The organism is Phenylobacterium sp. J426, from assembly GCF_024699945.1.
In the GTDB taxonomy this organism is placed as follows: Bacteria; Pseudomonadota; Alphaproteobacteria; order Caulobacterales; family Caulobacteraceae; genus Phenylobacterium.
Genome location: NZ_JAJOMY010000001.1, coordinates 1481856 through 1500084 on the forward strand (window position 1 = coordinate 1481856; position 18229 = coordinate 1500084).

The following is an 18229-nucleotide window of genomic DNA, read 5'->3' on the forward strand; positions in this document are numbered from 1 at the left end:
CCTGCGGTTCGACCGGGGGGTCCTGCGCCTTCCTGGCCTCGGCAAGCTGATCCGCGATCTGCACGCCGCCCGCCTGGCCCGCACGCTGTCGACCATGATCGCCAGCGGGGTTCCGGTGCTGGAGGGTCTGCTGCTCACCGCACCCACCGTGCACAACCGCGCCCAGCGTCTGGCCGTCGAGGACATGGCGAGGGCGGTGCGCGAGGGCGGCAGCCTATCGGGGGCGATGCGCAAGGTCGCGATGTTCCCGCCGATCCTCGTCTACATGACGGCCAGCGGCGAGAACGCCGGCCGGGTGGACGTGATGCTCGCCCGGGCCGCCGAGTACCTGGAGCGCGAGTTCAACGCCGTCGTCGCCGTGGCGCTAAGCCTGCTCGAGCCGGCGATCATCATCCTCATGGGCCTGATCGTGACGCTGATCGTCCTCTCGATCCTGCTGCCCATCCTGCAGATCAACACGCTGGCCTTCCGATGAGGTTCTCCATGCGCAAGCCCGCCAAGATCCCTGGCCGCCGCCCTTCCGAGGCGGGCTTCACCCTCGTCGAGGTCATGGTGGTCGTCGTCATCATCGGCCTGCTGGCCACGGTGGTGATGATCAACGTCCTGCCCAGTCAGGACCGCGCCATGAGGGAGAAGGCCCGTACGGACGTGGCGGTGCTGGAGCAGGCGCTCGAGACCTACCGCCTGGAGAATCTCACCTTCCCGTCGACCGAGCAGGGTCTGTCGGCCCTGGTCACCGCGCCGCCCGGGCTGACGCGGCCCGACCGCTACCGCGACGGCGGCTACATCCGCCGTCTGCCGCAGGATCCGTGGGGCAATCCCTACCAGTACCGCTATCCGGGCGAGCGCGGCCGTTTCGATGTCTATTCGTTCGGCGCCGACGGCCGGAAAGGCGGCGAGGGCGATGACGCCGACATCGGCAACTGGAGCTAGGCGCTCATGGCGACGGCCGGGCCGGTCGGATCGCGAGCGCGGCTTCTCTCTCGTCGAGATGATGGTCGCACTGGCGATCCTGGGGCTGTTGACGGGCGCGATCCTCATGACCCTGCCGCCGCAGGGGCCGCGCGTCTCGGACGAGGCCGAGGCGCTCGCCGCGCGGCTCGAGCACGCCCGCGAGGCGGCGCTCACCGCCAACCGCCCGCTCGAGGTGACGCTGGAGGCGGACGGCGTGGCCTTTCGCGAGCAGCGGCGGGGCGAGTGGGTTCCGCTGACCGAAGGGCCGTTCAAGCCGCGGCCGTGGCCGGAGGGGCTCTCGGTGGCCGTGGACTCCGACGGCCGTCGCGCGGTTCGCTTCGACAGCACAGGGGCGGCCGAGCCCGCGACCGTGCGGCTGACCGACGGCCGCCGCACGACCCGCGTCGTTGTCGACGCCCAGGGCGAGGTGCACGTCCGTGACGGCGCGCGCTGAAGACGGCTTCACGCTGCTGGAGATGCTGGTCGCGATGGCGGTGCTCAGCCTGGGCGCGCTCGCCCTGCTGAACCTGGCGGGCGAGAACACGCGTACCGCCGGCGTCGTCGAGGAGCGCTTTTTCGCGAGCGTCGTGGCTGAGAACCGGGCGATCGAGGCGCTCACCTCGACGCTGCCGCCGACCCTGGGCGAGGCGAGCGGGGCCGATCCGGCAGGCGGCCGCACCTGGTCCTGGACGATGCGCGCCAGCGCGGCCGCGGCCGGCATGACGCGTCTCGACGTACAGGTTCGCCCGCCGCAGGGCCGGGGCGTGGCCGGCGAGGTCGTCGCTTTCCGGGGGCCCGCATGAAGGGCTTCACGCTGGTCGAGATGATGGTGGCGCTGCTGATCTTCGGCCTGATCTCTGCCGCAGGCGTGGCGGTCATGAGCTTCAGCGTGGACAGCCAGAAGATCGTCCGCGTGCGGACCCATCGGATCGGCGAGTTGCAGCGCGCCCGCTCGGCGCTGAAGGCGGACCTCGCGCAGGCCGCTCTGCGGACCGTGCGAGATGAGGCCGGACGGCCCGTTGGTCGCGCTTTTGGCGGCGGCGAGCAGGAGGTGGGCGGACCGATGCTGCAGTTGGTCCGCCGCGGCTGGGACAACCCCGACGCCGATCCCCGCGCCTCGCTGCAGGCAGTCGAGTACCGCCTGCATGACGGTCGCCTGGAGCGCCGCGCGCGTCCCGCGCTGGACGGCGCGGCCTACGGCCCACCCCAGGTGCTGCTGAGCGGCGTGCGCGAAGGGCGCGTGGCGTTCCGGGTTCGCGGTGAGTGGATCGAGGCCCTGCCGAACGGGCCGCAGCAGCCGCTGCCCCAGGCCGTGCGGCTGGATCTGACGCTGGAGGACTTCGGCCCGCTATCGCAACTGTTCCTCGTGTCAGGCGAGCCGGCGACATGAGATGGCCAAGCGGGCCTGAGGCCGACGAACGCGGCGTGGCGCTGCTCAGCGTCCTGCTGCTGGTGGCCGTGATGTCCGTGATGGCCGTCACGGTGCTGGACGAGATCCGCTTCGGCGTCCGCCGAGCGGCCAACGCCGAGGCGGTGGGTCAGGCGCGGTGGTACGCCCTCGGGGCCGAGGCCCTGGCGCGCGGCCGCATCCGCGACCTGCTGTCGACGGATGCGAGAATGACGGGCTGGAGCGGCAAGACGGCCACCTTCCCGGTGGAGGACGGCCTCATCCGGGCGCGCCTCAGCGACGGCGGCAACTGCTTCAATCTCAACAGCGTCGTCCAGGGCCCGCCGGAGGGCCTGCGGCGCAACGACGTTGGCGTTCGCCAGTTCGTGAACCTCGCCCGCAGCCTCGGATTCGCCGAGCAGCAGGCCGAAAGCCTCGCCGCCGCCTTGGTCGACTGGCTGGACGCCGACCCGCTGCGGGAGAGCGGCGGGGCCGAGGACGAGAGCTACCCGAACTATCGAACCGCGGGCGCCCCTGATCGCCGAGCGCAGCGAGCTGCGCGCCATCCGCGGCTTCGACGACAGCGTCTATCGTCGCCTGCAGCCCTATGTCTGCGCCCTGCCGAGCCCCGAGCTGTCGCCGCTGAACGTGAACACCTTGCAGGAGGCGGACGCGCCGCTGGTCAGCATGCTGGGGATCGAGCCCCTGCCCATCCCCTTGGCGCGCCGGGCCATCGCGGCCCGCCCGGCCGCGGGCTGGAGCCGTGAGGACTTCTACACCCAGCCGGCCTTCGCCGAGACTCCGCTGGCCGCGGACGCCAACCAGCTCAAGGATCAGCCGACCTACTTCCGGCTCCACACAGACGTGACCTACGCCGACGCCGAAGCCGTCGGCAGCGCGCTCATGATGTTCGACCCTGCGCTCGGGCGCGTGGTGGTCGTCGCGCGGCGCTGGGGACCCGAAGAATGAAACGCACCCGCCTGATCTTCCTCCGCGCCGATCCGCAGACGCCGCCGGGCTATCTGCTGCTGAACGAATTCGGCGAGCCCGTCGGCCGCGGCCCCCAGCCGCTGCAGCCGGAGGCGACGGCCACGCCCACCACGGTCGTCCTGGTCGTGCCGGGAATCGAGGCCGTGGCCCGGTGGCTCACCCTGCCCGGCCGCAACGACCTGCAGGCCCGCGCCGCCGCACGGCTGCTGCTGGAGGATGAGCAGGCCGTCGCTGAGCCGATCCATGTGGCGCTGGGCGCCATCGAACCCGACGGGGCGCGCCTGGTGGTGTCGGCGGCCGAGGCGCGGATGCAGGCCTGGCTGGCCACGGCGCGCCTGCACGGCCTTGAGCCCGACATCGTGGTTCCGGATCATCTGCTGCTGGCCGCGCCGCTGGAGGCCGAGCTCGTGGCTGCAGCCTTGGACGGCCAGATCGTCGTACGCGGCGAGCGGCTGGCCTTCAGCGCCGAGCCGACACTGGTTGCGGTGATCCTGGGAGAGCGCGCCCCGCATCCGGTCACCGACCCGGAAGCCGTCGAGCGCCTGTTCGCCGAAGGCGCGGCGCGGATTCCCGTCAACCTGCTGCAGGGCGACTTCGCGCGGGCCGACGGGGCCCGCCCGGACCGACGCCAATGGATCCGGATGGCGGGGCTGGCCGCAGCGGTCGCGCTGTCTCCGCTGGTGCTGGACGCCGCCCAGGCGCTGCGTCTCACCTTCGCGGCGCGGAGCATCGAGGCGGACACCCGGGCGCAGGCGGCCGCGGTGCTGCCCGGCGGCCAGGCGATCAACGACCCCGTCGGCCAGGTAGCCGCTCGTCTCGACCGCCTTGAGCTCGCCGCGGGTGGAGGGCCGGCCGGCCTGGCCGCCCAATTGTTCCGCAACGTGCAGGGCCTGGACGAGGCGCAGGTCGAGAGCCTGGTCGTCTCCCCCGATGGGGCGCTGCGGGCCACGATCAGCCACGCCAACTACTCCGACATCGACCAGCTCTCGGACGGCCTGCGCCGCGAAGGCGTGGCGCTGCGGGAGGAGGCGACGCGGGATGAGGCCGGTCGGGTGGTGAGCGACGTGATCCTGGGCGTGCGCCGATGAACGGGCGGATGGAAGCCTGGTGGACGGGCCGCACCGCGCGAGAGCGGATGCTGGTGGCCGTGATGGGCGCGGCGATCGCGGCGTTCGCCCTCTGGTTCGGCGCTTACCGGCCGGTGGCTCTGGCGAAGGCCGCCGCGGAGCGCCGCTTCGACGCCGCCCTGGAGGAACAGGCGGCGGTGCGGTCCGCCGCGGCCCGGATCCGGCGGTTGCAGGCGCAGGCCGCGGCGCCGCCGGGCGCCGCGCCCGCCGCCGAGGCTGTGAACGCTTCGGCAGCGGCGGCCGGGCTGACGCTTCAGCGGATCGAGCCGGACGAAACGGGCGGCGTTCAGGTCGCCATCGGCGGCGTGTCTTCCGTGAAGCTGTTCGGCTGGCTGGCTGCGCTGCAGCGGGACTACGGCGTCACGCCGCGGCACCTCACGGTCATCAAGGACGAGGCCGGCGGCCTTTCAGCCGACGCCACCTTCGGCGGCGTCGAATGAGGACGACGGGTGTCATCGCTGCGGCCGCCTTTCTGCTGGCGCTGGTCGTACTGGCGCCGCTGCGCCTCGCGCTGGGGTGGACGAACGCAGACGCGGCCGGCCTGACCGCAGGCCGCGTCGAAGGCACGATCTGGTCCGGCCGCTTGTACGACGCGGGCTTTCGCGGCCTGAGGTTGGGGGGACGCCCGCGCCGGGCTGGACCCGTTCGGCGGCGGCCTGCGCCTGGCGATCGCCGGCGAGGTCGAGGGCCGGGGCCTGGTGAAGCTCCGCCGGCGCGGGCTCGGCCTGTCGGCGGTGGATGCGCGTCTGCCGCTCGCCCGGGTTGCGCCGGGGCTGCCGTTCGACGGCACGCTCTCGCTCGACCACCTGCGGGTCGACCTCGACAATGGTTGCCGGAGCGCCGCCGGTCGGGTCGCGCTGGAGGACGTTCGCATGCTCGCCGTCGACCAGCCGATCCGCGGCCTGCGCCTGACGGGGAACGCCGCTTGCGAGGGCGGTCGGCTGGTCCTGCCCATGAAGGGGGGACGGCGGTGGCGTCACGGTCGAGATCGCGCTGCGCATAGACGACGCCGGCGACTACGAGGCGGCGACCCGCGCGCTGGCAACGGAGCCCGCCGCGTTCGCGGCGTTGTCCGCCGGCGGCTTCGAACGCGGTCTGGACGGCTTCACCCGCACGGACCGAGGGCGCCTGGGTGCGGGCCGCTAGCCTTGCCCTGGCCCTGTTGGCGCCAGCTCCAACGGCCGCCGAGGGGCTGGAGCCGCTCGCGCCTTTGCCGCGCCTCGACAAGGGCGCCTGCGCCGTGACGGTCTGGAGCCGGTCAGAGGCGCGCGGGCCGATCCTGTTGATCGCCGGGGCGCCGCCGGTCGCCCGCATCCGACGTGACGGTCGGCTGAAGCTGCTGCCGAGGTCCGGCGCACCGGCGGGCGAGGGTCACCAGGTTTTCCGCGGCATGGGCCTGCGCCTGGACCTTGAGCTCGAGCTCAAGCCCGGCCTGGTGCTCCGCAGTCCGGCGCCGCCTGAGGGCGTTCTGACCGTGACCGATGCGAAGGGCGGCTCGACGCTGATCCCGGTGACCGCGCTGCCGCGCTGCGGCTAGCCGGAGAGCGGCCCGTAGAGCCAGGTCACCCAGATCCCCGCCGCGAGCCCGACCCCGAAGGGCAGGTGCTGATCGGCGCCGACGCGGCGCCCGGCGAGAGCGAACAGACCCACCGCCGCCAGTCCGCCGGCCGCAGCCCAGACGAGGACGGTGGGCAGGCCGAGCCACCCCACCCACGCCCCGCCGCCGGCCAGCAGCCAGGCGTCCCCGCCGCCGAGGCCCTCGCGCCCGCGCAGGCGCCGGAACGCCCAGGCCAGCAGCCGCAGCGCGAGGAACCCCGTCGCCGCGGCGATCGCCCCGGCCGTCAGCCCAGCCATGCCCAGCGCGGCCTGCACCAGCAACCCGGCGACGATCAGGCCGGCCGTGAGCGGCAGCGGCAGCCAAAAATGCTCCGCGTCAAGGACCGCGAGCAGCAGCAGCGTCCAGCCCATGAGCGCGCCCGCGGCGCCGAACGGCCCCGGGTGAAGCATCTGGGCCCAGAGCCCGAGGCCGGCGCAGGCGGCCGAGAACGCGGCCATCCGTCGGCGGGTGGGCGGCGCACCGCCCGGCAGCCGCACCGAGGCGCGGGCCAGCAGCGGGCCCGCCGCCACGCCCACCACGGCCGGGGCCCAGGTCCAGACACCGTCCATCAATCGCCGATCGCTTCCCAGACCTCGCTCGGGGAAACCTGGAACAACAGGCCGATCGAGCGCAGCGACGCGCCTTCCCGATAGAGCTTGCGGGCATAGTCCAGCTGGTACTTGGACAGCAGGTTCCGGCTGCCGCTCTTGAGGCTCGAGGCGCCGTTGGGCGTCCGGCTGGGGCGTCGCACCTCGTGGTCGGCGAGCAACGAGAGGACCTGCAGAACCGCCTCGGACGGGGTCAGGGAATGTCCATCGGCGTCTTCGCCCATGATATGGAGCGAGACGCCGACCTCGAGGAAGGTGCGGATCATCTGCGCCAGTTCGCCTGTCGTGCGCTGGAAGACGTCGAGGCTGTGCGCCAGCACCTCGTCACCGGGCTTCAGGCCGAACAGCAGACGGGCGAGGCGGCGCTGGGCTTCCGGCGTGGGATGGCCTTCCTGCAGGATCACATCGCAGGCGGCCGCTTCGAGCAGCCGTCTCTGCGCCGCCGCCGGGGGCAGGCTCGAACCTTCGCGGACGATGCCGTAGCGCACGGAGGAGAAACCCCACCCAGATGACAAGAGGGGCGCTCCCGCGTCAGCCGGCGCTCCCCCGCCGGGACTATCGACAGCCCATGCGACACAGCGGTGACGCTTCGATGATGGTGTTGCGAAGCTAGCACTCGCCCACACGCACATGTGCGACGATGACTGTCACAAAACTTTTGCAAAGCGCGACTATACGATGCAGTTTTCCTCCATCGCGGACATCCGAACCCGCGACGACTTGTGGAGGAAACAAGATGCCCATTGCCAGAGGCGTGGCGATGCTGACCGTGACGGCGGCGGTTCTCGTGGCCGGCGTGGCGGTCGCCAAGGAGGCGCCGAACGCCCAGAACGCGGCCCGGGACGCGGTCTTCATGACGGGGTCGACCGGAAAAACCCTTTATGTTTGTGAGGATACGGCGATGACGCGCAGGGCGTTCGCCCGCGAATTCGGCCAGGTGGAGTTCGTCACCGCGGACGCCGTTCGCGTCGACGGCCAAGCCTGGTCGGCGCCGAAATGCATCACCAGCGTCGAGGCGAAGCGCCTGAAGTTGAAGCGCGACACCAACCCGCGTTAAGGGCCCCGACAAGTTTTCAATGGCCTCGGGCAGGTCCGCCGATAGTCCGTATACAGACTAAAATCCTGCGTCGAAGTTGTCGAGCCTGTCGCCGGGCTTGTTTTTGCTGACTGGAACGTCGGCGAACCCCGACGGGCCGCTCCCGCGCGGTTCCCCCTCCCGCCCGGTGTGCGCGGCCGTCATGAATGTGACGCGCGGCCGTGACGCGCCTGACGTGCGACTCGCCTACCTCGGCCGCCATCCTGGGCTCGGGGAGCGGTTCGGATGCGGTTCGGGTCGAAGGTCGGCGCCGCGGCCGGCCCACTTGTCGTGCTGACCCTGGCGGGCGGCGCATGCTGGGCTCAGCCTGTCGCGCATCGTCACGAGGAAGCTCGCGCCGCCCTCGCCGCTCAGATCTGGGGGCAGGGACCGGGCACGACGCTGGATCCGCCGACGGCGGGCGGCGTTCGCCTGATCTATCAGTCTCCCCTGGGCCAGGCCGGCCTCGCCTATCTGCCAGGCGAGCGCACCGTTCACGCCGTCGCGTTGGCGCCGGACGACGATCGAATGTCACGCAAGAGGGCCAAGCTTGGCTACGCGATTACCGACGAGGTCGAGCTCTTCGTCGACCTCCAGAAGCGCAAGCCGTCCACGGCGGAGGAGGCGCTGGCTCAGGATTGGCTGCCGCCCGCGGCGCGTCGTCCGCGCACTTTTTCACTGGGGGTGGCGGCGCGCTGGTGATCAGCGATCGTCGGGACTGAGCCAGGCACCCGGCCCGGGTGCGGCCGCCAGGGCGATCGCCGTAGCCGCGGGCGCCTTCAGGGCATAGCGGACGAGATAGCCGTCATGGTCGGACAGCCGAGCCCCGGCCAGGCCATCGAAAGCCGCCTCGATCCTCAGCGGCCGGACGGCGTCGGGCCCGGGGCTCACGAACGCCTGCAGGTCCTGAGAACGCAGCCAGGGTTCGTCCTCCGTCGAGGCGCCGTCGCAGGCGGCGCTGCGGCGACAGAACTCGCTCACCACCTGATAGGGCCGCGCCTCGACGCGGTGGTAGTAGCGTTCGGGGGCGTTTCGGACGTTGAAGTCGCCGCCGATCAGCGCAGGGCGACCGGGCGTCAGATGCCGCGCGAGGAACGCCTGGAGCTCCTCGGTCTGGCGGTTGTGCGCCGCGCGCGCCTGCTCGGGTCGAGCACCGCTGGCGCGGCGTGAATTCATGTGCGTGTTGACGACGTCCACGACCTCGCCGTCCGCCTCCAGCCGGACCAGCATGACCCCTTTCGCGGCCAGGCAGTCGTAACCCGCGCAGGCGCTGTAGACGGCGTTGACCGTCGAGCGGATCGGCAGATCGCTCAGCACATGCAGTCCGCCCCCGGTCAGCTTGCCCAGCCCGCCGCGGCGAGGCCCCTGCGCCCAGTGGCGATAGCCGCTGGCGCGGACCAGCTCGGCCACCTCGCCGCGGAACCCCTCCTGAAGCAGGATGACGTCGGGCTGGCGCCCCTCGCGCCGCAGCGCGGCCAGCTCGGCGCCGATCGCGCGGAGGGCGTGCGCGCGGCCACGGGCGATCGGCCAGGGTAGCCCGCGGACGTTGTAGGTCAGGACGCTGATCTCCCGCCCGCCCGACGCCGGCGCCGTTGCTTCATATGTCGGCGACGGCGCGACAGCGGCGGCCGAGACGGCTGCGAGCATCGTCAGGACCATGGGCGGCTCCGGCGGCAGGCGTGGGCTGTGTGCCGTGCTTCGGTGACGCCGCGATGTCGCGCCGGTGACTGGGGCGTGACGCGGTGGCGGCGCTTGTTTTCCCTAGGGAAGGCCTGCCATGACCGGCTGGTCCAACACCCAGGAGGGGCCATGAGCGAGGTGCTGAGCCGGAGCGAGTCGGCGGTAAGGGCGCTGCGCCGCTTCCTCGCCGACGCGCGCACGGGGGTCGCCGGCGCGATCGCGCCCGCCGGAACGGTGGAGCTGGCGAAGCTGGACGCGGCCCAGCGCGGGGCGCACGCCTTCGCCTGGGCGGCGACGACCGTCGAGGCGCTCGCGCAGCTCCATAGCTGGGCCAAGCGCGCGCAAGCCGCCGGCGCGCTCGGCGAGGGCGAGCAGCTGATTCTGCGCATCGCCTTCGGGGAGTATGTCGCCCAGCTGCTGGGCGGCCTGCCCATGAGCCAGAACGAGCTCGCGCGGCCGTGGGACTTCGGCGCGGAGGAACCGGCGTCGGCGCTGGCGCGGGACCCCGGATGCGGCTGGTTCCTGGCCAACGGCAACACCCTGGGGACCCGCAAGGCCCTGGTCGAGAAGCTGGTCGCGGGCTGGCGGCCCTACGAGGGCCTCGGCGACGAGACCCTGGACGCCGTCCGCGATCAGTTCCGGCGCTTCGCCGCAGAGCGCGTCGCGCCGTTCGCGCATCGGTGGCACCTGGAGGATGTGCTGATCCCCGACGAGGTCGTCCGGGAGATGGGCGAACTGGGCGTGTTCGGCGTCTGCATCGACCCCGAGTACGGCGGCATGGGTCTCGGCAAGCTTGCCATGTGCGTGGTGTCGGAGGAGCTGTCGCGCGCGTGGATCGCCGCGGGGTCTCTGGGCACCCGCTCGGAGATCGCGGGTGAACTGATCGCGGGGGCCGGCACGCCGCACCAGAAGGCGCGCTGGCTGCCGAAGATCGCGTCGGGCGAGGTGCTGCCCACCGCCGTCTTCACCGAGCCGGACACCGGTTCAGACCTGGCCTCGCTGCGGACCCGGGCGGCCAAGGCTGCGGATGGCTCGTGGCGGATCACCGGCGCCAAGACCTGGATCACGCACGCCTCCCGCAGCGACCTGATGACGGTGCTGGTCCGCACCGACCTCGACACCCGCGGCCACGGCGGCCTGTCGATGATGCTCGCCGAGAAGACGCGCGGCGCGCCCGAGGATCCGTTCCCGGACGAGGGGTTGTCCGGCAGCGAGATCGGCGTGCTCGGCTACCGGGGCATGAAGGAATATGTCCTGGCGTTCGAGGACTTCGCCGTGCCGCCGGAGGGGCTGCTGGGTCAGGCCGAGGGTCAGGGCTTCAAGCAGCTGATGCGCACCTTCGAGGCCGCGCGGATCCAGACCGCGGCTCGGGCGACGGGCGTGGCCTGGAACGCCTTCGACCTGGCCCTGAAGTACGCGGTGGAGCGCCGCCAGTTCGGCCGGCCGATCGTCGAGTTCCCGCGCGTGGCCGACAAGCTGGCGCTGGCGCTCGTGGAGACCGTCGTCGCCCGCGAGCTCAGCTACTTCGCCGCCCGAACCAAGGATGAGGGCGAGCGCTGCGACATCGAGGCCGGCATGGCCAAGCTGCTCGCCGCCCGCGTGGCCTGGGCGAACGCCGACGCCGGGGTGCAGGTGCATGGCGGCAACGGCTATGCGCTGGAGTTCGAGATGAGCCGGGTGCTGGCCGACGCCCGCATCCTCAACATCTTCGAAGGCGCCGCGGAGATCCAGGCGCAGGTGATCGCCCGCGGGTTGATCGGCCGCGGCTAGGCGATTCCAAGCCGTTCCGCCTTGGCCACCAGCACCTGGGCCTGGCGGATGGAGGCGGCGTCGACCATGCGGCCGTCGATGGCCACCGCCCCGCGGTTCGCCCGCTCGCCCTCGGCGAGGGCCTCAGGGATCCGCCGGGCGCGGGCAACCTCGTCGGGACTCGGGCTGAACACCTCGTTGAGAATGGCGATCTGGTCGGGATGGATCGCCCACTTGCCCTCGAAGCCGAGGGCGGACGCGCGACGCGCGCTCCACCGGAGGCCTTCCGGATCCCGGAAATCCGCATACGGACCATCCACCGGCCGCACGCCGGCGGCGCGGCAGGCGACGACGATCCGGGCCAGCGCATAGTGCCAGGCGTCGCCGTAGTAGGGCGGCCGCGCCCCCATCTCGTCCGGCTCGGCGAGGATGCCGTAGTCCGGCACCGGACCGCCGATTGAAACGGTGCGGGCGCCGATCGACGCGGCATAGTCGCCGGGTCCGAAGTGCAGACTCTCCACCCGGGGGCTGGCGGCGGCGATGGCGTCGACGTTCTGCAGGCCCTCGGCGGTCTCGATCTGCAACTCCAGGCCGAGCCGGGGCCGTCCGGTAGCGGCCTCGATCTGGCCGAGCAGCACCTCCAGCAGGTGCACGTCGGCGGCGCAGCTGATCTTGGGGACCATCAGCAGATCCACCCGCGGCGCCTGCTCGGCCACCTCGATCAGGTCGCGGTACATGAAGGGCGTGTCCAGCGCATTGATCCGCACCGACACGGTTCGCGAACCCCAGTCGAGGTCCCGCAGCGCCTCGATCACCGTGCGGCGCGCCGCCGGCTTGTCCGGCGGGGCGACCGCGTCTTCGAGGTCCAGCATGACGATGTCGGCCGCCGAGCGGGCGCCCTTCTCGATGAAGCGGGCGGATGAGCCTGGCACGGAGAGCTGGCTCCGGTTCGGGCGGGCGGGGCGTCCAGGGTCCACGGCGTGCGTCATGGCCGTGGATTAGACCGAAGCCGACCCTGGGGCCAACAAGCGCCCACCGCGCGGTCGGTTAGAGCGCGGCGCAGGTCGTCGGGTTCAGCGGGGCGGTGTCGGCGCGCGTCCACTGGCCATCGACCTTGGTGAACTCCGCATAGGCCATGGCCGACTTGCCGGTCGAGCCGTCGGCGCTGGTGGAGGCGAAGCGCATGGCCGCCACCACCTTGGCCGTGACGCCCCTGGCGGTGTCCTCCGGCGTCAGGGGCATGGCCCCTTTGCAGGTCACCTCGAAGGCCTCGCAGCCCTTGCCGTTGTTCTTGGTGGCGCAAGCGGCGTTGGTGTTCTCGATCTCGGTGCGCCAGGCGGGGATCTGGGCGTCGAACCCCGCGTTCGGGTCGCTGGATCCGGCGGCCGGACCACCGTCGCCCGAGCCGCAGGCGGAGAGCATGAGGAGGCCGGCGACAGCGGCGGCAGTACGAAGCAGCAAGGTGGCGGAACTCCGGGAATCGTTGCGGAAGGCGTGGGCATAACGCGCAGATCAAGGCGCCGGTGTGACGAATTGTCCTCGAGGCGCGGTTTATCGGTCGGGCGCCGCTGCCGTCATCACCGGGCCGATCTCGTCGTGCAGCACGAGGTCTGCGTAAGGATCGAGCTCAGTGGGCTCGCGATTGACGATGGCGAGCCGGGCTCCGTTGCGCTTGGCCATCAGCGGGAAGCCTGCCGCCGGGTAGACAACGAGCGAGGAGCCGAGCACCAGGAACAGGTCGCAGGCCAGGGTCTCCGCCTCGGCGCGCGCCATCGGTTCGCGTGGCATCGACTGGCCGAACGATATGGTGGCCGTCTTCACCAGCCCGCTGCAGGATCGGCAGGCAGGCAGATCGCCTGTGGCCTCGTACAGCGCCTTCAGGTCCTCAAGCTCGTGCCGCAGACCGCACTCGAGGCAGGAGGCGTAGCTGGCGTTGCCGTGGAGCTCGATCACCTGCTGGGCCGGCACGCCCGAGGCCTGATGCAGATTGTCGACGTTCTGGGTGATCACCGCCGAGCACCTCCCGTCCGCGACGAGGCGGGCGACGGCCCTGTGGCCCGCGTTGGGCTCGCGGCCCACCCAGCCGGCGCGGCCGCTGAAGGCCCGGTCCCAGGCCTCTCGGCGCTTCGCCTCGCTCGCCACGAACTCCTGGAAATAGATGGGCTTCATCTTCGACCAGACGCCGCCGGGGCTGCGGAAGTCGGGGATGCCGGATTCTGTGGAGATCCCGGCGCCGGTGAACACCACCAGGCGGCGGGCCTCGGCGATCATCCGGGCGAGGTCGACGCGGGACATGGGGCCACGCTAGCCGGACGGGCGATCGGCCGAAAGCATTGAAAAGGGGGGGAGATCGGCCCGGCCGCGGTCGGGGGGATGCCAGGGGTGTTGGGCCGGGCCGATCTGGACCGCTCGTGTCCGACAGGCAAGTCGTTGAGCGATCGGCAGTAGAACCGCTTCTCAAAAAGCAAGTTCCCACCTGACCGCAAAAAATCAGCCCGGCGGCGTTCCGACGGCCTGCGCCAGGTGGGCGTCGGTTGCGCCGTCGACCTCGAGCCGTTTCACGCGGGACGTCTCGCCGGAGACGATACGGACCGACGAGCGGGAGACGCCCAGCGCCTTGGCGATCAGGGCGACCACGGCGGCGTTCGCCTGGCCGTCGGCCGGCGCGGCGCTGACCCGGACCTTCAGGACAGGCCGTCCGGCCTCGTCCGCGCTCCAGCCGTCGACGGCGTCGCGGCCGCCCTTGGGCGTCACCCGGACGGTGAGGCGCAGGCTCAGCCGATCAGGGCCTTCACCGGCGCCATGACCCACGGCAACAGGTAGATCTTGATGCCCTGGAGGATGAGGATGGCGATGATCGGGCTGATGTCCACGCCGCCGAGCGACGGGACGAACCGTTGGAACGGGGCCAATACGGGCCGGGTCACAGCGTCGAGGAACCGCACCACGCCATAGACGAACTGGTTGCGCAAGTTGATGACGTTGAACGCCACCAGCCACGACATGATCGCGCTGATGATGATCGCCAGGATCAGGAGGCCCAGGATCGCGTCGAGGACGAAGTGGATGAAGCTGCCCATGCCCTCCGTTTAGCGGCCTTTTGGCCGCAGGCAAGGCGAAGCGGAGCCGATGCCGGAAGCACACGCTTGACAGCACCCCCGCCAATCGCCTTATTCCGCGCCTTCCTGGGGCCGTAGCTCAGTTGGTAGAGCGCCTCGTTCGCAATGAGGAGGTCAGGGGTTCGACTCCCCTCGGCTCCACCAGGAACCTTCCCGCTTCGTTGTTCGTAAAGGCGCGGGACCCTATCCTTAGGCCTCACATGTTCGGCCTCTTCCGCAAGAAAATCCCCGAAGCGCGTCCCTCGACCGGCGGACGGCTGGTCTATGCCGTGGGCGACGTCCACGGGCGGCTGGACCTGCTGGGGCCGCTGCTGCGCGACATCGCCGAGGATGCCCTGGCGTCGCAGCCGGCCGAGCGGCCGCTGCTGGTGATGCTGGGCGACTATGTGGATCGGGGCCCGGACTCCAAGGGTGTCGTCGACCTGCTGCTCGAGATGAAGGGCTACGGCCGGCTCGAAACCCGGACGCTGAAAGGCAATCATGAGGAGGCGCTGCTTCGCTTCCTGCACGACCCGATGTTCGGCGCCACGTGGCTCGACAACGGCGGCGGCCCCGCGCTCGCCTCCTATGGCGTGCAGCCGCCCGCCTCGCGGACCGACCCGGAGGCCTGGGCCGAGGCCAGCGCCGCGTTCAACGCCGCCTTGCCGCCAGCCCACCGGGAGTTCTTCGAGCGCCTCGAGCTGATGACCACGGTGGGCGACTACGCCTTCGTCCACGCCGGCGTACGTCCCGGCGTGGCCATCGAGGACCAAGCCGAGCGCGACCTTCTCTGGATCCGCCAGGAGTTCCTCCAGGCGCCGGGACCGTTCGGGAAGGTGGTCGTCCACGGTCATACGCCCGCCGAGGAGGCCCAGATGCTGAAGCATCGCCTCGGCGTGGACACCGGCGCCTACGCCACGGGGGTGCTCACCGCCGTCCGGCTGGAAGGCGAGGACCAGCGACTGATCCAGCAGCGCGCCCGAAGGCCGCACGCCGCCTGACCGGGCGGGCGCGGTTCAGGCCGCCATTTCAGGGCATCCGGCGCATGGCTAGTGGGCGTCGTCCCAGTTGGAGGCGGCGCGCGCCTCGACCACCAGCGGCACCGAGAGCTGCAGCGCGGGCTCGGGCGCCGTCTCCATGACCCGCTTGGCGACGGCGATCACCGCATCCGCCTCGGCCTCGGGAGCCTCGAACACCAGCTCGTCGTGCACCTGCAGCAGCATCCGGGCCCTCAGGCCGGCCGCCTCGAGCGCGCCCGGCATGCGGATCATCGCGCGACGGATCACATCGGCGGCCGCTCCCTGGATCGGCGCGTTGATCGCGGCGCGGTCGGCGAAGCTGCGCTCGGCCTGGCTCTTCCCACGCGCGGCGGGGATGTGGACCTTGCGGCCGAAGATGGTCGTGACGAAGGCCTGGCTGCGCACCTGCTGCTGCATGCGGTCCATGTAGGTGCGGATGCCGGGAAAGCGCTCGAAGTAGGTCTTGATGTAGGCACCGGCCTCGTCGCGCGGGATCGACAGCTGGTTGGCGAGGCCGAAGGCCGAGATCCCGTAGACGATGCCGAAGTTGATCGCCTTGGCGCGCCGCCGCGTCTCGGCGGGCATGCCCTCGATCGGCACGCCGAACATCTCCGAGGCTGTCATCGCATGGATGTCGAGCCCCTCGGCGAACGCCCGCTTCAGCTGTGGGATGTCGCCGATGTGGGCGAGCAGGCGCAGCTCGATCTGCGAATAGTCGGCGCTGATCAGCACGTGCCCGGGCTCGGCGATGAAGGCCTTGCGGATCTTGCGGCCTTCCTCGGTGCGGATCGGGATATTCTGGAGATTCGGATCCTCGGACGCGAGGCGCCCGGTGGTCGCCGCCGCCATCTTGAACGAGGTGTGGACCCGGCCCGTGGTCGGGTTGATCGCCTCGACGAGGTTGTCGGTGTAGGTGCCCTTCAGCTTCGACAGCTGGCGCCAGTCCAGCAGGATGCGGGGCAGGTCGTGGCCCTGGGCGGCCAGATCCTCCAGCACCGAGGCGTCGGTCGAGGCCGCGCCCGTGCCCGTGGCCTTGCCGGCGGAGAGCCCCATCTCCTGGTAGAGGATCTCGCCGATCTGCTTGGGCGAGCCCAGGTTGAACGGCCGGCCAGCCAGCTTGTGGGCCTCGATCTCCAGTTCGCTCATGCGCACGCCGAAGTCGTTCGACAGCTCGCGCAAGCGCTGCGGGTCGACCTTCACGCCGGCCAGCTCCATGTCGACCAGAACGCGGGGCAGCGGCCGCTCGACGGTCTCGTAGATGGTCGTCAGCCCCTCATGCGCCAGGCGTGGCTTCAGGTGCTCCCAGAGGCGGAGCGTCACGTCGGCGTCCTCGGCGGCGTAGCAGGTCGCCTCGTTCAGCCCCACGTGCTTGAAGCTCTTCTGCGCCTTGCCGGTCCCGGCCACGGACTTGAAGCTGATCGGCTCGTGACCCAGCCAGGTCTTGGACAGCTCGTCCATGCCATGGCCTTTGCGCAGGCCGCCTTCCAGCGTGAAGCTGATCAGCATGGTGTCGTCGATGGGCGCGACGTCGATGCCGCCGTGGCGCTTGAGGACGGCCAGGTCGTACTTGGCGTTCTGGGCGACCTTGAGGACGCCCGGGTCCTCCAGCAGCGGCTTCAGCTTCGCCATCACCATGTCGATCGGTAGCTGATCGGCGGCCTCCTTGGCCTCGAAATCGAGGCCGCCGGTGGCTTCATGCTCGTGCTCGTGGCCGAGCGGGATGTAGCAGGCCTCGCCAGGCGCGACGGCGAGGGAGACGCCGCAGAGGTTCGCCGCCGAAGACGACAGCGCGTCGGTCTCGGTGTCGAAGGCGATGACGCCCACCTCGTAGGCCCGGGCGATCCAGGCGTCGAGCGTCGCCTCGTCGTGCACGCAGACGTAGCCATTGACGTCGATCGGGCCGTGCTTCGGCGCCTCCAGCTTACGCTCGGGCGCCGGTGTCGCGCCGGGGGCCTCCCCGTTCGCGGGCACCTTGCCGTCGCCTACCCGGCGGGCCAGCGTCCGGAACTCCATCTTCTCGAGGAAGGCGGCCAACTCTGCGGGGTTGGGATCATCGACTGCGAGCGCGTCGATGGGTTCGGGCAGCGGGGTGTCGCAGTCCAGCCGCACGAGCTCGCGCGAAAGCCGGATCTGGTCGGCGTATTCGATCAGGGTCTCGCGCCGCTTCGGCTGTTTGATCTCCGACGCGCGCGCCAGGAGGGTGTCGAGGTCGCCGTATTCGGTGATCAGCTGCGAGGCGGTCTTGATGCCGATGCCCGGGGCGCCCGGCACGTTGTCCACCGAATCGCCGCAAAGGGCTTGCACATCGACGACCTTCTCTGGCGGAACGCCGAACTTCTCGATCACCTGGTCGATGCCGATGCGGACGTTCTTCATGGTGTCGAGCATGAAGACACGCGGCCCGACCAGCTGCATCAGGTCCTTGTCCGACGAAACGATGATCACCTCGCCGCCCAGGTCGCGCACCTTGCAGGCGTAGGCCGCGATCAGGTCGTCCGCCTCGTACCCCGGCAATTCCAGCGCAGGCACCCCGAAAGCCTTCGTCGCCTCCCGCACCAGCGGAAACTGCGGAACCAGATCCTCGGGCGGCGGCGGTCGGTGTGCCTTGTACTGATCGTAGAGCTTGTTGCGGAAGGTCTCTTCCGAATGGTCGAAGACGACGGCCAGATGCGTCGGCGCATCCGCCTGGCTGCGCATCTCGACCAGCAGCTTCCAGATCATGTTGCAGAAGCCCGAGACGGCGCCGATCGGCAGGCCGTCGGACTTCCGCGTCAGCGGGGGCAGCGCATGGAAGGCGCGGAAGATGAAGCCCGAGCCGTCGACGAGATAGAGCCGGACCTTGGGTCCGTCCTGGGTGTGGTCGCGAGGGATGTCCGCGAGGGTCTGCGGCGCGGCGTCGAGCGTGTCGGTCATGCGGGGAAGATAGTGCGCCGGGCGAGCACGGT

23 protein-coding genes, 1 tRNA gene and 1 pseudogene are annotated in these 18229 nt (G+C 71.0%); 16 read left to right on the forward strand and 9 right to left on the reverse strand.

Annotated elements, in window-relative coordinates; all coding sequences use genetic code 11:
* Nucleotides 1–94 precede the first annotated feature (94 nt).
* The 11 genes and pseudogenes from LRS10_RS07735 (at nt 95) to LRS10_RS07780 (ending at nt 5995) form a co-directional block, all read left to right on the forward strand.
* Entirely contained in the window at nt 95–475 is a 381-nt protein-coding gene (locus LRS10_RS07735) for a type II secretion system F family protein (RefSeq protein ID WP_257836735.1), read from the forward strand.
* A gap of 8 nt (nt 476–483) precedes the next feature.
* Complete coding sequence (gene gspG / locus LRS10_RS07740; protein WP_257836736.1) at nt 484–933, forward strand: type II secretion system major pseudopilin GspG; 450 nt, start codon at nt 484–486, stop codon at nt 931–933.
* On the forward strand, nt 905–1408 hold the full coding sequence (locus LRS10_RS07745; protein WP_257836737.1) for a GspH/FimT family pseudopilin: 504 nt from the start codon (nt 905–907) through the stop codon (nt 1406–1408). The genes gspG and LRS10_RS07745 overlap by 29 nt, the downstream gene beginning before the upstream one ends.
* Nucleotides 1392–1757, forward strand: coding sequence for a type II secretion system minor pseudopilin GspI (gene gspI / locus LRS10_RS07750; protein ID WP_257836738.1), 366 nt, complete (start codon nt 1392–1394; stop codon nt 1755–1757). Before LRS10_RS07745 ends, gspI begins: the two co-directional genes overlap by 17 nt.
* Complete coding sequence (gene gspJ, locus LRS10_RS07755; protein ID WP_257836739.1) at nt 1754–2344, forward strand: type II secretion system minor pseudopilin GspJ; 591 nt, start codon at nt 1754–1756, stop codon at nt 2342–2344. Before gspI ends, gspJ begins: the two co-directional genes overlap by 4 nt.
* 80 nt (nt 2345–2424) lie before the next feature.
* A pseudogene (locus tag LRS10_RS07760) lies at nt 2425–2905 on the forward strand (general secretion pathway protein GspK); the annotation flags it as partial.
* 123 nt (nt 2906–3028) lie between these two features.
* Nucleotides 3029–3310: a type II secretion system protein GspK gene (locus tag LRS10_RS07765; RefSeq protein WP_374570945.1), complete on the forward strand. Its 282-nt coding sequence runs from the start codon at nt 3029–3031 to the stop codon at nt 3308–3310.
* The gene (gene gspL, locus LRS10_RS07770) at nt 3307–4419 is read left to right on the forward strand and encodes a type II secretion system protein GspL (protein ID WP_257836740.1); all 1113 of its coding nucleotides are present in this window, start codon (nt 3307–3309) and stop codon (nt 4417–4419) included. The genes LRS10_RS07765 and gspL overlap by 4 nt, the downstream gene beginning before the upstream one ends.
* The gene (locus LRS10_RS07775; RefSeq protein ID WP_257836741.1) at nt 4416–4898 is read left to right on the forward strand and encodes a type II secretion system protein M; all 483 of its coding nucleotides are present in this window, start codon (nt 4416–4418) and stop codon (nt 4896–4898) included. Before gspL ends, LRS10_RS07775 begins: the two co-directional genes overlap by 4 nt.
* 228 nt (nt 4899–5126) lie before the next feature.
* Nucleotides 5127–5702: a type II secretion system protein N gene (gspN, locus tag LRS10_RS25020; RefSeq protein WP_374570948.1), complete on the forward strand. Its 576-nt coding sequence runs from the start codon at nt 5127–5129 to the stop codon at nt 5700–5702.
* Nucleotides 5591–5995, forward strand: coding sequence for a hypothetical protein (locus LRS10_RS07780; RefSeq protein ID WP_257836742.1), 405 nt, complete (start codon nt 5591–5593; stop codon nt 5993–5995). Before gspN ends, LRS10_RS07780 begins: the two co-directional genes overlap by 112 nt.
* Here the strand turns inward: LRS10_RS07780 and LRS10_RS07785 are convergent.
* Nucleotides 5992–6624, reverse strand: coding sequence for an A24 family peptidase (locus LRS10_RS07785; RefSeq protein WP_257836743.1), 633 nt, complete (start codon nt 6622–6624; stop codon nt 5992–5994). The genes LRS10_RS07780 and LRS10_RS07785 overlap by 4 nt on opposite strands.
* Nucleotides 6624–7151 (reverse strand): recombinase family protein, encoded by a 528-nt coding sequence (locus LRS10_RS07790; RefSeq protein ID WP_257836744.1) that lies wholly within the window; start codon nt 7149–7151, stop codon nt 6624–6626. Before LRS10_RS07790 ends, LRS10_RS07785 begins: the two co-directional genes overlap by 1 nt.
* Nucleotides 7152–7399: 248 nt before the next feature.
* On the opposite strand from LRS10_RS07790, the gene LRS10_RS07795 reads away from it, so the two are divergent.
* On the forward strand, nt 7400–7720 hold the full coding sequence (locus tag LRS10_RS07795; RefSeq protein WP_257836745.1) for a hypothetical protein: 321 nt from the start codon (nt 7400–7402) through the stop codon (nt 7718–7720).
* A gap of 264 nt (nt 7721–7984) precedes the next feature.
* On the forward strand, nt 7985–8440 hold the full coding sequence (locus LRS10_RS07800) for a hypothetical protein (protein WP_257836746.1): 456 nt from the start codon (nt 7985–7987) through the stop codon (nt 8438–8440).
* Here LRS10_RS07800 and LRS10_RS07805 read toward each other — a convergent pair whose 3' ends face one another.
* On the reverse strand, nt 8441–9397 hold the full coding sequence (locus tag LRS10_RS07805; RefSeq protein WP_257836747.1) for an endonuclease/exonuclease/phosphatase family protein: 957 nt from the start codon (nt 9395–9397) through the stop codon (nt 8441–8443).
* Nucleotides 9398–9547: 150 nt separating this feature from the next.
* On the opposite strand from LRS10_RS07805, the gene LRS10_RS07810 reads away from it, so the two are divergent.
* A complete protein-coding gene (locus tag LRS10_RS07810) occupies nt 9548–11188 on the forward strand; it encodes an acyl-CoA dehydrogenase family protein (protein WP_257836748.1) in 1641 nt (546 codons plus the stop codon).
* On the opposite strand, the gene LRS10_RS07815 is transcribed toward LRS10_RS07810, so the two are convergent.
* The 5 genes from LRS10_RS07815 to LRS10_RS07835 all read right to left on the reverse strand — a co-directional run bounded on the left by LRS10_RS07815 (nt 11185) and on the right by LRS10_RS07835 (nt 14247).
* On the reverse strand, nt 11185–12156 hold the full coding sequence (locus tag LRS10_RS07815; RefSeq protein ID WP_257836749.1) for a CoA ester lyase: 972 nt from the start codon (nt 12154–12156) through the stop codon (nt 11185–11187). The genes LRS10_RS07810 and LRS10_RS07815 overlap by 4 nt on opposite strands.
* Nucleotides 12157–12214: 58 nt before the next feature.
* Nucleotides 12215–12628 (reverse strand): hypothetical protein, encoded by a 414-nt coding sequence (locus LRS10_RS07820; protein WP_257836750.1) that lies wholly within the window; start codon nt 12626–12628, stop codon nt 12215–12217.
* Nucleotides 12629–12718: 90 nt separating this feature from the next.
* Complete coding sequence (locus tag LRS10_RS07825) at nt 12719–13462, reverse strand: Sir2 family NAD-dependent protein deacetylase (protein ID WP_257836751.1); 744 nt, start codon at nt 13460–13462, stop codon at nt 12719–12721.
* A 195-nt stretch (nt 13463–13657) separates the two neighbouring features.
* Entirely contained in the window at nt 13658–13978 is a 321-nt protein-coding gene (locus LRS10_RS07830; protein ID WP_257836752.1) for a DUF167 family protein, read from the reverse strand.
* Nucleotides 13942–14247, reverse strand: a complete 306-nt coding sequence (locus LRS10_RS07835; protein ID WP_257836753.1) for a YggT family protein — start codon at nt 14245–14247, stop codon at nt 13942–13944. Before LRS10_RS07835 ends, LRS10_RS07830 begins: the two co-directional genes overlap by 37 nt.
* Nucleotides 14248–14354: 107 nt before the next feature.
* Between LRS10_RS07835 and LRS10_RS07840 the strand changes: the two genes are divergently transcribed.
* A tRNA-Ala gene (locus LRS10_RS07840) sits at nt 14355–14430 on the forward strand.
* Between the two features lie 56 nt (nt 14431–14486).
* Complete coding sequence (locus tag LRS10_RS07845) at nt 14487–15266, forward strand: metallophosphoesterase family protein (RefSeq protein WP_257836754.1); 780 nt, start codon at nt 14487–14489, stop codon at nt 15264–15266.
* A 48-nt stretch (nt 15267–15314) separates the two neighbouring features.
* On the opposite strand, the gene polA is transcribed toward LRS10_RS07845, so the two are convergent.
* Nucleotides 15315–18197, reverse strand: a complete 2883-nt coding sequence (polA, locus tag LRS10_RS07850; RefSeq protein ID WP_257836755.1) for a DNA polymerase I — start codon at nt 18195–18197, stop codon at nt 15315–15317.
* Between the last annotated feature and the right edge of the window lie 32 nt (nt 18198–18229).

What these genes read in the sequence shown, in the direction of transcription:
- LRS10_RS07805 (WP_257836747.1), bottom strand. Translation starts at nt 9,397, where the DNA reads ATGGTCCTGACGATGCTCGCAGCCGTCTCGGCCGCCGCTGTCGCGCCG.
- LRS10_RS07835 (WP_257836753.1), bottom strand. Translation starts at nt 14,247, where the DNA reads ATGGGCAGCTTCATCCACTTCGTCCTCGACGCGATCCTGGGCCTCCTG.
- LRS10_RS07815 (WP_257836749.1), bottom strand. Translation starts at nt 12,156, where the DNA reads ATGACGCACGCCGTGGACCCTGGACGCCCCGCCCGCCCGAACCGGAGC.
- LRS10_RS07800 (WP_257836746.1), top strand. Translation starts at nt 7,985, where the DNA reads ATGCGGTTCGGGTCGAAGGTCGGCGCCGCGGCCGGCCCACTTGTCGTG.
- gspJ (WP_257836739.1), top strand. Translation starts at nt 1,754, where the DNA reads ATGAAGGGCTTCACGCTGGTCGAGATGATGGTGGCGCTGCTGATCTTC.
- LRS10_RS07845 (WP_257836754.1), top strand. Translation starts at nt 14,487, where the DNA reads ATGTTCGGCCTCTTCCGCAAGAAAATCCCCGAAGCGCGTCCCTCGACC.
- gspG (WP_257836736.1), top strand. Translation starts at nt 484, where the DNA reads ATGCGCAAGCCCGCCAAGATCCCTGGCCGCCGCCCTTCCGAGGCGGGC.
- gspL (WP_257836740.1), top strand. Translation starts at nt 3,307, where the DNA reads ATGAAACGCACCCGCCTGATCTTCCTCCGCGCCGATCCGCAGACGCCG.
- LRS10_RS07795 (WP_257836745.1), top strand. Translation starts at nt 7,400, where the DNA reads ATGCCCATTGCCAGAGGCGTGGCGATGCTGACCGTGACGGCGGCGGTT.
- LRS10_RS07765 (WP_374570945.1), top strand. Translation starts at nt 3,029, where the DNA reads ATGCTGGGGATCGAGCCCCTGCCCATCCCCTTGGCGCGCCGGGCCATC.
- LRS10_RS07785 (WP_257836743.1), bottom strand. Translation starts at nt 6,624, where the DNA reads ATGGACGGTGTCTGGACCTGGGCCCCGGCCGTGGTGGGCGTGGCGGCG.
- LRS10_RS07825 (WP_257836751.1), bottom strand. Translation starts at nt 13,462, where the DNA reads ATGTCCCGCGTCGACCTCGCCCGGATGATCGCCGAGGCCCGCCGCCTG.
- LRS10_RS07735 (WP_257836735.1), top strand. Translation starts at nt 95, where the DNA reads ATGATCGCCAGCGGGGTTCCGGTGCTGGAGGGTCTGCTGCTCACCGCA.
- LRS10_RS07775 (WP_257836741.1), top strand. Translation starts at nt 4,416, where the DNA reads ATGAACGGGCGGATGGAAGCCTGGTGGACGGGCCGCACCGCGCGAGAG.
- polA (WP_257836755.1), bottom strand. Translation starts at nt 18,197, where the DNA reads ATGACCGACACGCTCGACGCCGCGCCGCAGACCCTCGCGGACATCCCT.
- LRS10_RS07810 (WP_257836748.1), top strand. Translation starts at nt 9,548, where the DNA reads ATGAGCGAGGTGCTGAGCCGGAGCGAGTCGGCGGTAAGGGCGCTGCGC.
- LRS10_RS07745 (WP_257836737.1), top strand. Translation starts at nt 905, where the DNA reads ATGACGCCGACATCGGCAACTGGAGCTAGGCGCTCATGGCGACGGCCG.